This is a genomic window from Dyadobacter sp. HNCC25DJ187 (assembly GCF_056895255.1).
On the sequence record NZ_JBXHAT010000002.1, the window covers coordinates 979,144 to 992,082 of the forward strand.

Sequence of the window (12,939 nt, forward strand, 5' to 3'; positions counted from 1 at the left end):
TCAATGGTATTTATAGAAATGGCAACCGAACATGATTCTTCGGTTGCCGTTTCTATATCATGGAACAAGACAGTACCGGATTAGACTATTGAATTTTATATAGCTCATTAAAAAGTAATTTGAAAGTTCCATGTGCCTGGGCGCGAAAGGTTATCTCGGGTCCGAATGCATATAGTTTCCCTTTCCCCACCCTGGCTTCGAAAGCGACAACACCATTTTTAAGGTAGGTCTCACCCCATGCCCAGCCACTCACAAGCGGTTTATCTGTACCAAACCAAGCCAGAGGTTTCAATCCCTTCAGCGCGGCATCGGGACCCAGTCTGAACACAGGACTATTATTAAATACGACATGAGCCTCTTTGCTCATTCCCCAATTTGCAGGCAGGGATGTATCAAACGAAACTTTCAGAATACTACCTGGGATATAAAATCGCTCACTATTCAGATTCTTTTCCTCGCCTTTTGCAGTTACTTCAACAAGTGCATTACTCACTGGCAAACCAAAATGATACGCCAAAGCAGTGCTGCTTCCCACTGTCACAACCTGTCCTCCGGCTTCTATGAACTTTTTAAGCTCAGGAACGGATTTCGCCACAGTAATACTCCCTAACCATGGACGGAACTCTTCAGCTACCTCCTCTGGTTTGGGTTGACGTCCACCTCTGAAACCCTCTGAGCCAACAGCATTCACAGACGGAATACCTCCGCTAATAAAAAGAATCACATCATATTTGGATGCCAGCTCACCTTGGTCAATATCCTGAGGATATACAACCTTAAAAGGGAAATTGTACTGTTCCATCATCCAGCGTACCCAACCGGAGGGCATCGAGCCCCCATAATTATCAAAAAGAGCTATTCGTGCAGGGCGTATCTTTACGGCGCCTGCCGGCTTTGCAGCTACAGCAATTCCTGTTACACCATAGTTTGCACCTGCCTTTTCAAGAATTTTCTTGCCCTTCGCAGAAATGAAGAAAGAACCTGCCGGAGCATTTGCTGTGCTATCTTTTATACGATATACCTCAACGCCCCCTTTCAACAAATCGTTTACAGCATTGAATGCATTATTAACTCTTGTATCTAAGAGGTATCCACCTTTTGAACCAGGGCTGGTCACGACAGGTGGCGATTGTATTTCGCCATAAGGTATTCGCTCAAACGGACCGTCGAAGCTATTCAAAATCCTATCGAACTTTATGCCCATCTGAAATGCCAGCGTCCATCCTGCAGCATCGTAAGGACGTATGGGCGGACCACCCGGATAGGCAAAATCATTCGGATGGTTTTGGGGCTCAAACATATCAAGCACGTGGGGCCTGAATGCCTGGCTGGATTTCACTATGTATGATCCTGCCGGATAACTTTTACCTTCTACTGTAAACGCGGTATTGGCTTTATGAACCAGGATCCCGGATTTAATTAAAGCATTAATAAACTTAACTGCAGTTGGAAAATCGGCCTGATCCGATGAAATGATGAAACCTCGGGGATCTCTCAAGACGGGATTTGTGTAAACCGTATCATAGAGATTCTGAGGAATGATGTTGGCTCCAAATCTGGCATTAGCAATACTGTCTGTGCGGGGACGTGCAGCAGCAGCTTTTTTATACGCTTCAAACCCGGATGTAACTGCTTCTGAGAACTTAGGATATAATGTCCAGTAGTCTTTGTTGCCGCGTTCAATGGAATTGCGCCCCATCTTGTAAATATTATACAAAAGCACATCACCATTCCGCATAGCATAATTGAGGATGCCATAGTTAAGTGAAACAGAATAATCAATTGACCTGCGAAACTGCCATTTTTGCGGCATCACGGGGAAGGGCGTCGCGTTGTTGGGTATAAGCCTATCAGGTACCAGCGGAATCGTGGAGGGTGTAGGATTACCGGTAATTTCCGTCAGGATACCAATCATATTATGGAAGTAAGGCGTAGTCCTCAATCCGCCGTTCCACCAGGTTGAATACGCCGAGCCCGAAAGACGTGTATACCCCGGTTTGTCTTCTACGTTAAGGCGATTGATCATGGCTGCTGCAACACCGTCTATTCCTGTGATCAGCAATGGATCCAGCACATGGTTAAATGGGTCCCTATATGGTGGACCCGCCACAACCGCACCGGCTGGTGAGGTTTGGTGATGGTTATAAATGATCTGAGGAAGCCACTCCACGTACTGCTGCAAAGATGTATTGGTGGTCTCTTTCATGTTCATCATGAAAAAGTCCCGATTGTTGTCATGACCGATATACTTTTGGTACAGTCTCGGAATGTTCATGTTTCTTTTCTTAGGATCTTTCTCACTCATATACCAACCAGATACCAGTTCGTGACCATCAGGATTTACCTGAGAAAGCAGAATGATCACGTTGTCCAGAATCTTCATTGTTTCCGGATCTTTTCGACTTACAAGTTGATAAAGTGTTTCAATCAACTGGTGTGAACCCACAGTCTCAGTTGCATGCAATCCCCCATCAATCCATACAACAGGTTTCCCCTCTGCAACCAGTGCTTTTGCCTCTTGTTCACTTACCTCCGCCCTGCCAAGCTTTTGAGAGATCTCTTTATAACGATCAATTTTTTTGAGGTTTTCAGGGGATGTGATAATCATCATAGGTTGCCTGCGGCCTTCTTCCGTTGGACCTATATCCACAAACTTTACTCTATCAGATACAGCAGCCACTTTTTTGAAATAAGCTTCGGCCTGTGTAAAAGTTGTGAGCATGTAGTCGTCGCCGATATCAAAACCGAAATGTTCTTTGGGTGTCGGGATAACCTGCGCCTGAACAAGCGAAATAGAAAACAGCAGAAGTAGGGCAAATAGACGTATACAAATCATAGAAAAAGCATCGGAGTAAGGAATAGAATCTTTTTACTGCAAACAAATTATCAAAACATTCATGAATATATTATTGATCTGACAATTATAATATACTGAATATAAAAGTTATAGTTTATTATTAGATAAGCACTAAAACACCCATTATTATACATTAGCTCATTCATAAATACAATAACAATGAATGAAATAGAAAGCTGGAACAATGAAGTTCCAGACTACATCGGTACAGTATTTTTGTACAAACTGATTTGAAATAACTCCTAATAAACAAACCATGAAAAACAAGGAACTTGGAAGATATGCTACGGCTGCGATTGTTATCGGAGGAATTGTTGGTACTTACTTTTTTAGCAGGCCACGGAAAAACGCAGTAAAAACCTATCTGGATATAAAGCGACAAAAGAAAGTGGATCGGAACCTGCTTACGCCTGCTAATGCCACATTTGGAATTGTTTGGTCTACTATCTACGCAGGAACTATTGCACTGGCCGTTCATCAGGCGCTTCCAGATCAGCTCAACAACCCACGTTATCAGAAAGCACAGCCATGGCTCAGACTCAATTATTTATTGACAATGATTTTTGGTTTTTTCTTTTCCAAATCAGAAAAAAAGCATCGGATAGGTGCTGCCATCACTACAATTTCAATGTTGCCTGCGGCAATCGGTCTGCATAGGGCGTTGGATGCAGGCGGAGTATCTGTAGCAGAACCGGAAAATACTTTGCGTAAGTTTATTGGAATATATACAGGATGGCTTACAGCTGCGTCAGCTATAAGCACTACCACTCTATTGCAGGAAAGTGGTTATCTGAAAAAACCTACAGAAATTAAACAATGGACCAGCGCCGCGTTGCCGCTCACAAGCGGTATTGCAATATGGGCCTCAAGGCAACTGAATGATCCAAGTTATCTGCTTCCTATTGCAACAGCTCTGGCAGGAATTGCAGCAAAACAGAAAGATACCAATAAAGAAGTCAGTATGCTGGCAGCGGGATTGGCAGCTGCGTTGGCGGGAGTTATCATCCACGATACGCAATCTGTATAATATCACTCAAACAAAATACATCAGTAAAGTCCGGCTGAATGGTCGGACTATTTTCCAAGTTTGGCTGCAGCCTGCTTCAAAAGTTGCTCATCCTCTGTAACCCTTTTGTTTACTTTTGCGGCCTCCAGGTAAACGCTAAGCGGATATTTCCCATCAAAGTCCGGGTCAATCTCAACCATGGGTACCTTCAAGCGGACGTGCTTTATACTTTCAAGATGCGTGATAGATACGTAGCTTAGCTCAGGAGTACCCTGCCCCAGGTCACAGATGCCATAGGCTATATGATTTGCTGCGTCCATCTCTGACAAAAGCCAGATACCTTTGCCATATTTGGAGTGTAATTTCACAACTGGTTCATGATCTTTACCAAGTCCGGTTTGAGCTTCCGTGGCATTGTGAATCATGATTTCCTCTAAATTTTCGGGGATCATTTTTGACATATTGCAAAGATACTGCTTGTACAACGCTCTGCAAACCCGAACCCCTAATTCGCACTAAGCTTCCTCCTCACTTTACTTAGAAATTCCGGAGAAAAGCCCAGATAAGATGCAATGTAATGCTGTGCTACACGCTGCGGGATAGCCGGATAACGATTGAGAAAATCGAGGTATTTTTCAACTGCTGTCGTAGATATCGTTCTGAAAAGTCGCTCCTGAGTCTGTGCAAGATTGCGTTGCACCATCAACCTGAACATACGTTCAAATCCGGGGACTCTGGCAAGTAACTTTTCTTTGGTTTCAAGCGTAAGTATGAGCAGCTCACAATTTTCGAGCGTTTCAATATAGACCATACTCGGCTTCTGTTCTGTAAAACTGGTAATGTCACTCACCCACCAGTCTTCCACTGCAAATTGCAAAGTAACTTCAGCGCCGGCGTGGTCGATGTGGTAGGTTCGGATACAACCTTTCAGTATAAATGCCTCAAAATTACATACCTCTCCTTCCTGCAACAGGAAAGTCTTTTTACGCTGCTTTTTGAACTGAAGTACAGAATTAAAAAATTCCAGATCTTCATCTGTAAATGGCAGACATCGCTTTGCGTAAGCATTAATTTCTTCAAACATATCAGCAATCAGTATTTAAACAAGCAAAAAACTCATCTTCCAAACTGGTAGATGAGTTTTAAAATTAGTGTCAGTATCTGATATTATCAAAAACACACCGATCAATACATCGCCTTACTTTAATATTTTTCTGTTAATGATAGCAATCTCTTCTTCTGAAATCGTATGCGGACGCCCCGGATAGATTGCAGAATTCACCTGTGCATTCAGATTTTTCAGCACTGTAATACTTTCCTCGACGCGACTTACCGGCACGTGCGGATCAAGATCACCGGTTGATATAAATACAGGTGTTCCCCCAAAGTCACCGGTATAGTTTGATTTCAGTAGCACTTCACCAATAAGCCCCCCGGTAAGTGCGATAATCCCTGCATACTTTTTGGCGTGACGCGCCGTGTATTCCAGCGTGAGACAAGCACCCTGTGAAAATCCTGCAAAATAAATCTGATCAGCCGCTATACCTGCTGCTTCTATTTCCTTTACAGCATCATCAATAAGCGTCAGCGCCGAATCCAATGAAGGCTGGTTTTTTTCAACTGGCGCCATGAAACTGAAGGGGTACCAACTATTATTGGTAGCCGCGGGAGCAATAAGGGCTACATTATCCAGATTCAGATAACGTTTGAGAGAAATGATATCCTCTGGTGCAGCACCTCTGCCATGAATCATAACGATGGCCTTTTTGGCATCCTGCAAAGCTACTCCGGCTTTCACGATCTGTTTTGTATGCTGGTACATTTTCAATTACTGATAAAATGAAAAATCATTTAGAGCAAAGAGCTGGTTACTTCCAGGCCTTTGCTGATATGCTGTTTATTTCAAAACAGGCAGCACTTTTTCAATCTGAGCTCTGCGTGGCTCGTACTGAGGAGGCAACATTAATCCACTGCCTAATTCAGCTACAGTTTCGTCAGTGGCAAAGCCAGGATTGTCACTTGCGATTTCAAAAAGTACGCCACCTGGTTCACGGAAATAAAGTGAATAGAAATAATTTCTATCAATTTTATCAGTGATCTGATGACCTGCTTCCACGACTTTTTTACGGAATTCCATCAAAATATCATCGTTAGCCACTCTGAATGCCACATGGTGTACCGAACCTCCCGCAACATGTCCTGCACGCTCGCCAGGCACTTCCACAAGATCCACAATAGACGCCTGCTCCACCGCATCGGTTATAAATCTAAATCGGTTCACATGCTGTTCCACCAATTTATATCCGAAAATGTCCGTCAGGATTTTAGCTGTTTCTTCAATTTTATTGCTGGTAATCGTGATATGGTGAAATCCTCTGGTGGCGTGTTCCGCTTTTACTTCATCCGTTTCCCAAGGTTTGCGATTGTCTGCTTTTTTAGGAACAGTCAATTCAAATTTCAAACCATCAGGATCAAGGAAAGTAAGATATTGCTCACCGAATTTTTCAGCTACTTTGTTATAAGTCACTTTGTTGTCGTGCAATCTTTTTTCCCAGAAATCCAGGCTTCCCTCAGGAACAGAATAACCAATTTCGGTTACCTGACGTGTACCTCTTCTTCCTGCCGGAATCTGATCTCCCCATGGAAAGAAGGTAAGTATAGTACCAGGTGTTCCGTTTTCATCTCCATAATAAAAGTGATAGGTGTTAGGATCATCGAAATTGACGGTTTTTTTGACCATTCTTAATCCAAGAATACGAGTGTAAAAATCATAATTTCTTTTAGCGTCTCCGGCGATAGCAGTGATATGGTGGATGCCGTTTATTGTATTTTCCATTTTCGTATCTGTTTAATTGTTCTCGTTTTGATGATACAAATGTACACTGCCCTCATGGGCGAAAACATTGAACTAGGACAAGAAAAACGAGTCATACTATTTTTTGCTGTATTGATGAAAATACGAAGCTGTAGTGAGGCGTAAAGTCTTAAAGCCAGTTGAAAACAACAAATAGAGTCATCAATTCAAGCTAATTGTATAAACTTCATAGTTTTACCAAAACGAAAATGATATTTTTGTCATTTACCAATCATGATCACAATGCCCGAACAGATTGCCTTTCTTGAAGAATGGGGAACTTATGGACTGGAATTCTTAAAAAAGGAAAATAACGGAGACGCTACTTCCACTCACTTTATTGTTACAGCCCTGCTCCTGTCAAAGAAAGATGTGGAGCAAGCAAACCATATGCTGGGTGTAATAGCCAGGAAGCATTTTGAAGATGGAATCATTAATTCGGCAGCCGTACACAATGATCATGAGAAAAGAAAACAGCTATTGACTGAGGTACTTTCGGCACCTTTCAGAATATTCGCTCTGGTGGTAGACAAACGGCAGCTGATTGGTGAAGGCTTGCGTTACAAAGGATCCTTGCATAAGTTCTTACACGGTTTAGCAGATCGGGAGTTACATGGGCTTTTTAACAACCTCGAACTCGTAGCAAATCCTAAAAACAGCGACAGTTTTATGGAAGGCTTTATCAAATACACGCATCAGAATCACATCCCCAACCTGTTCAACGAATCGACTTTTGGTTTCGTGAAGCCACATGGTGATTTTATACTTCAGGTGGCCGATTTCATAGCCGGAACCATGGCGCGCTGTTATGATGAACACTTGCTTACAGACCAACGTCAGGATTTCGTTGAACTGATACAGCCCTCTTTACTGACCATGAAGTTCTGGCCCGATGTATTTGCGCCGTATCTGGTGAAGGTAAATACGAAAGAACTTCGTTATAATGAAGAACTGGCTAATCTGAGTGTGAAACTTGCCAACGATTTCATTAACCGAAAATCCGGTATTCAGGCTCCTCATATATCGGATCAGCTTGCATGTCTGGGATTTTTACTTTTTCATTTCAGACACATCAGCCCTACCCGTTACATCTCCAGTTTCGAGATAATAGAACATATACGGGTTCGGAGAGGTCAGTCTGTTTCACTTCATTATTTCCAGACCAAAGTAATTGCACCGCTCAGGGATGCCGGTGTACTTATTGCCAGTAGCTCGCGCGGATATAAACTGCCAGCTAGTGAAGGAGATTTGTATGACTTTATTAATCATAGTAATACAATCGTAGAACCTATGCTTTCGCGTATTAAAAAATTCAGGGACCAGATCAGCCATGCTACGAATGGAAAACTGGATGTTCTTGACAGGGATGAATATGCGGTGATCCGAAAAATACTGGATTAGGTACTGATATTAAATTCCGATAAGCTCTTCAATCGTATCAATAAACTTTCGTTCTTCAAATGGCTTTCTGATCACGCCATTCATTCCTGCATGTATATACTGATGTTGGCTACCCGTCGTAGAACTACCGGTAAAACCGAGGATCGGAGTGATTGCCTTTAGTTTTCCTTCCTGCTTACGAATCCTTGCTGCCAGTTCAATACCATTCATGACCGGCATGTGAATATCTGTAATCACCAGATCATAATGATTAGCCTGGAAAAGGTTATAGGCCTCCTGCCCATCACTCGTCAGATCATAACCTGCTCCGTACTTGTCGAGAATTTTCCCGACCAAAATAAGATTCATTTTAGTATCATCTGCTACCAAAATCTTCTTCCCGGAAAGTAATCCGTTCCGCTTAGGTGACAATAATTTAGTTTTTATTGCCTCATCTGCCTTCGGAGCCATTGTCAAGGGAATTTCTACTGTGAACTCAGATCCTTTTCCCAGTTCACTATTCACCTTAATTTGTCCTGCATGGAGATCGACAATTCGCTTGCATATCGCAAGTCCCAAGCCCGTACCAGCCTGTCTTGAAGTGTTTTCGGTATTTTCTACCTGTACAAAATCATCAAAAATTGCATCCAGATATTCACCAGCAATACCTACACCCGAATCTCTCACTGCAATCCGTAGCAAACCAGTTGTTCCGCTTTTGTTATCAAATGCACCAGCCAAAGTAATATGACCCCGCTCAGGCGTAAATTTTATTGCGTTGGAAAGCAGATTAATCACAACCTGCTTGATCCGGAATCCATCTCCCACAAAATACAGATCATCCGCCAGATTGAAATTGGTATGAATATTAATATTTTTATCATGGGCCAGCACAGACAACATCCCTCCTGCATCCTCAAGCATTTCTTTGGGAGAGAACGGAACATTAACCAGCGATATTTTGCCACTTTCAAATTTCGAAAAGTCAAGAATCTCATTGACAAGCACCAGCAATGTTTTGGATGAACTTTTGATGGCGTTGATGTTCAGTTTAAGTTCTTCGTCTAGTTTTTCAGAGTCAATCAGTTGAGAAAAACCGATGATGGCATTAAGTGGTGTACGAATTTCATGTGCAACCTGCGCCATAAATTCGGCCTTTTTCTTGCTTGTATCGGTGGTTAGCCGTGCATACCTGAGCAAAGCATTTTCTTGCCGGTATAATCTGATCAGGTTCCAGATAATCATGGCTGTAAGCGCCAGAACGATAAAAATATTTCCGGAAGAAAGCCTGTTCACTTCATCCAGCTGTACCTGAGTCGTTTCTACAAGTGAATTCCGGATCGCTTTCAAGGTTTTGTCTTCTTCCATTTTCATATGGGCAAGAATACCTTTCAGACTGGCAAAAAGACGACTATTGATAAACAGCATCTGGCGTTCCGTATCGTTAAGCTGGCGACGCGCATTTTCATATTGTTCAAAAAGATTCAGCGGAGTTATCGTGCTCTCATTTGATGATGAAATCACTGAATCCTTAATGGTAACCGTACTTTCAGATTTGGCCAATGCTTTGTCTTCTTCCTCTTTGTTAGATATAGCATCGGCAATACGTCGCAAAAGACGTTTTTTATTCTTTTGGGGCTCAATAAGTATAGAATCCGTCTTAGCAATTTTGCGTGTCGTAGTAACTGCCTGCACATGCCTTGGTATATTAACAGACTTGATGCTTTGTGTTTGAAATGAAAACATTAATAGGCTGTCCACCATCATTTTCATATCCACAAACTGCTCGTCCTTTAGCCTTTTATCTGCAATCAGGTTGGACAAGGGTAATCCGAGACGGCTGCGGGATGACTCATAGTCCGACAGTAGTCTGGACACCGTTCCCAATTGATTTTTATAGATACGGAGATAAGCAGAGTCCAGCGTTGTTACAAATAATCTGCTGTTGTTTTCCGCATCATAAAGTATAGCAACACAACTATCCAGCTTTTGATAATTGTCACTTTCACTTCTCAGTGCAGAAATGCTGCTTCGCAGAACACGGGATTTGGAATCTTTGGTAAGCGTTACAAATACAAAACATACCAAAATAACAATGAGCAGTATAATCCAGATGAATGAAGACAGAGATGCTTTTTTAAGCGGGTTTTTCATGGTATAGGTGTTGCTAATGACATCCCCTGGAGCCGTTTCACCTGAAACGTGAAAGCGGCCTTAATTTGAACAGGAATTCGCCCCTACAGGACGAGAAAAATAGTACTTCATTTGGATAATACATTTGATTTCGATAGCTACAGCCTTATCGGATATGTAAATCTATTAAAAGTATCGCAATTTCATGACCAAAGTAGTTCAGTTATGAGAAGTAATAATCTTGACCCGGTATACAACTTAGTTAGTAAAACTAGAACGAATTCTTTCTTAAACGTAGAAGTTACTTCCAATAATATACCGCAGTCACCTATTAAGTTACTAATTCTGATTTGCCCGCGAGATTATAATTTACTTTAATCCATGTCGTTGCTTACTCAGAGTTACTTAACATATATGTCCCTTACATTACAACACAGCTATCATTTCTCAAGAATGCAAGAAGAAAAGAAACCTAGCGTATACCATCAGTTTTCATATGTCTTTTACTTTGCGGTCATGGTATTGGTCGTAGCTTTGGTAATCATTCAGGTTAAACCATTCAGCAGGTTTTCTAACAACATGTCCGCTCCAAAAGGCGTGGCGGTCGATTCGGATTCATGCAAACTTGGCCCCAAAATATTATCGGTCAGCAACATTTCTACTACCCAATTGAATGGTCAGTTTTACGGAACAGACGTTTTTCAAATTACGTGGCTAATCCGTGATGCCAGTGGAAAGAACGTTCGTCAGGGAGAATTATCCCCGCAAAACAGCAACCCCAGAATTGATTTCGAAGCCCTCCCGTTCGGAAAATATACACTTACCTATACCGGTAAAAGCTGCACATCCTCTCCCAGCACCATGCCTTTTGAAATTTCCGCTACCAGTGGTAACCCCAATTCCCGAAAGGGTGCTTTTATACCCAAAGCAATAGCGAAAGGGCTTGATGAACACATGGAACTTAGCTTCGTTCCAAGCGGCAACGGATATCTCGTTTCAGACCATGCTCAGGTAATTCCTGGTGATGGTTATGAGTTCAGATATATGATCGGTGCTGAAGTAATTACCTCTGATAAACCGTTAAGTAATTATTTTTATGCCGGAGGAAGGATGCTCAGGGTTTGGAAAATGAAAACCAAAAAGGGTCTGGAAAATACAGCCCGTTGGTCTGACAAGGATAATAACTGGTACTACAGCACAACTGCAGGAGAAGGATTTTCTTACAACACCACTGCTGCATTTCAAACATTAATCTTTCCGGAGAAGAAAAATCAGAGTTTTAATATTGTTATCCCCGATGCATTTGACCCATCCACCCAGGTAACACAATGGGCCGACATAGCACCTGATATGAAGCTTCCGACAGGGCATGTCTGGGTGGCCAGTGCGGGAGATTGGTCTATACAAAAAATCATGAGCAAAGGTGTTACGCATATAGCTCACCATGCTCTTCCCTGGGAAAATAATGCGAGCGTACAACGTTATAAAAACGCCGGAATCACCTACAACAATGTCCCTCGTATTGAACATTTTCTTCACCTGAATCCTCAGGGAGCTGACAACTTCAAAAACGGTTACAACCTGCGCTATTGGCCTAATGGTCCGCTTACCAGAGAACAGGCTATACAGAAAGCCAACGAAGCAGACATCTCCGATGCAGTGTGGATTGGTGAAACCATGGAAGGAACATCTTTTATGCCAGCCGAAGCAGAAATGTGGGGCCATTTTTACAAAAGGTTGCATGAGCGTTACCAAGAGAAATGGGGAACAAGAAAAATCCCCTACTATATCGCGCATAATTACTTCATGTTCTGGCCTTCGGAAATGTCCCTGTCGGGCAAAAAAAGCAGAGAGCATTTCAAGGTTCTTTTACATCTCGCTCCAAACAAGTTACCGAAAACCAATTTTTCGCCTGGAGGTTCACTGTCATCTACAACCCTCATCCCCGAAGCTGTATATCTGGGCGCTCCTGATACTCAACAGGGACAGGTATACGAATCTGTTTACAGGATGCACCTGATCAGACAGATGGGTTATGAAACTGGTATTTTTCTTTTTGGAGTCCACGAATGGCGTCCCAATAATTTGTATCAGTACAAATATCCGGAAGGTTTATTTTACAATTACAGCAAACTTCCTCTGGATCCAAATGTGGTAATAGCAAACGGATTTATCGCTCAGATTTTTGGTAAGCTCTATGTGGAGTGGGGAGGATCAGGCAAAACGTCCAACAAAAACTTTGATCCGGAATGGTATAAAGGGATATGGTTTCCTAATGGCGCGGACCAGCCGCAGGATGGATTTCCACATTACGCAAAATCTCCATCTTATCCCGGGTATTCCGGAAGCAGCGACCTCTCCTATTTTAGTCAGAAGTTATACAATGATACCTTCGGAAAGGTAACTGGTGGGAACAGGAAATTCCTGAAGTACCGTTTGGACAACGGGATATGGATTACACCTTCTCAGTTCAGTGCAGAGGAAATAGTAGATGCCTATCACGACAAGCGGGGATTTGTATACGCTGAAACTAAAAATGGCACAACAGCATGGTTTTACCTCAACTCTTTCTCTGACAACAAACTGCATGAAATTGAGGTAGAACTACCATCAGGAGCAAATGTCAAAGCGCAGGTATCTGGCAATGGCGTTCATGCCCGGATCAATTGAAATGCAAAAGGGTTCAGCTTGTAACCTAAACTGAACCCT

The 12,939-nt window shown here is 42.4% G+C and carries 9 protein-coding genes; 3 read left to right on the forward strand and 6 right to left on the reverse strand.

The window, feature by feature from the left end:
- Positions 1-85 precede the first annotated feature (85 nt).
- Positions 86-2,836, reverse strand: a complete 2,751-nt coding sequence (locus tag AC1XUE_RS15100; RefSeq protein WP_483356813.1) for a M14 family metallopeptidase — start codon at positions 2,834-2,836, stop codon at positions 86-88.
- Between the two features lie 277 nt (positions 2,837-3,113).
- Here AC1XUE_RS15100 and AC1XUE_RS15105 point away from each other — a divergent pair, with 277 nt between their 5' ends.
- A complete protein-coding gene (locus AC1XUE_RS15105) occupies positions 3,114-3,884 on the forward strand; it encodes a hypothetical protein (RefSeq protein WP_483356814.1) in 771 nt (256 codons plus the stop codon).
- A gap of 47 nt (positions 3,885-3,931) precedes the next feature.
- Here AC1XUE_RS15105 and AC1XUE_RS15110 read toward each other — a convergent pair whose 3' ends face one another.
- The 4 genes from AC1XUE_RS15110 to AC1XUE_RS15125 all read right to left on the reverse strand — a co-directional run bounded on the left by AC1XUE_RS15110 (position 3,932) and on the right by AC1XUE_RS15125 (position 6,699).
- Positions 3,932-4,315 (reverse strand): DUF2958 domain-containing protein, encoded by a 384-nt coding sequence (locus AC1XUE_RS15110; RefSeq protein ID WP_483356815.1) that lies wholly within the window; start codon positions 4,313-4,315, stop codon positions 3,932-3,934.
- A gap of 53 nt (positions 4,316-4,368) precedes the next feature.
- Positions 4,369-4,947 carry a Crp/Fnr family transcriptional regulator gene (locus tag AC1XUE_RS15115; RefSeq protein WP_483356816.1) on the reverse strand — a complete coding sequence of 193 codons (579 nt, stop codon included), beginning with the start codon at positions 4,945-4,947 and terminating at the stop codon, positions 4,369-4,371.
- Positions 4,948-5,061: 114 nt separating this feature from the next.
- Entirely contained in the window at positions 5,062-5,685 is a 624-nt protein-coding gene (locus AC1XUE_RS15120) for an alpha/beta hydrolase (RefSeq protein ID WP_483356817.1), read from the reverse strand.
- A gap of 75 nt (positions 5,686-5,760) precedes the next feature.
- The gene (locus AC1XUE_RS15125) at positions 5,761-6,699 is read right to left on the reverse strand and encodes a ring-cleaving dioxygenase (RefSeq protein ID WP_483356818.1); all 939 of its coding nucleotides are present in this window, start codon (positions 6,697-6,699) and stop codon (positions 5,761-5,763) included.
- A 261-nt stretch (positions 6,700-6,960) separates the two neighbouring features.
- On the opposite strand from AC1XUE_RS15125, the gene AC1XUE_RS15130 reads away from it, so the two are divergent.
- On the forward strand, positions 6,961-8,118 hold the full coding sequence (locus tag AC1XUE_RS15130; RefSeq protein ID WP_483356819.1) for a DUF3800 domain-containing protein: 1,158 nt from the start codon (positions 6,961-6,963) through the stop codon (positions 8,116-8,118).
- 9 nt (positions 8,119-8,127) lie between these two features.
- Here the strand turns inward: AC1XUE_RS15130 and AC1XUE_RS15135 are convergent, their stop codons facing one another.
- A complete protein-coding gene (locus tag AC1XUE_RS15135) occupies positions 8,128-10,251 on the reverse strand; it encodes an ATP-binding protein (protein WP_483356820.1) in 2,124 nt (707 codons plus the stop codon).
- 432 nt (positions 10,252-10,683) lie between these two features.
- On the opposite strand from AC1XUE_RS15135, the gene AC1XUE_RS15140 reads away from it, so the two are divergent.
- Positions 10,684-12,900 (forward strand): hypothetical protein, encoded by a 2,217-nt coding sequence (locus tag AC1XUE_RS15140; protein ID WP_483356821.1) that lies wholly within the window; start codon positions 10,684-10,686, stop codon positions 12,898-12,900.
- The last annotated feature ends 39 nt before the right edge of the window (positions 12,901-12,939 follow it).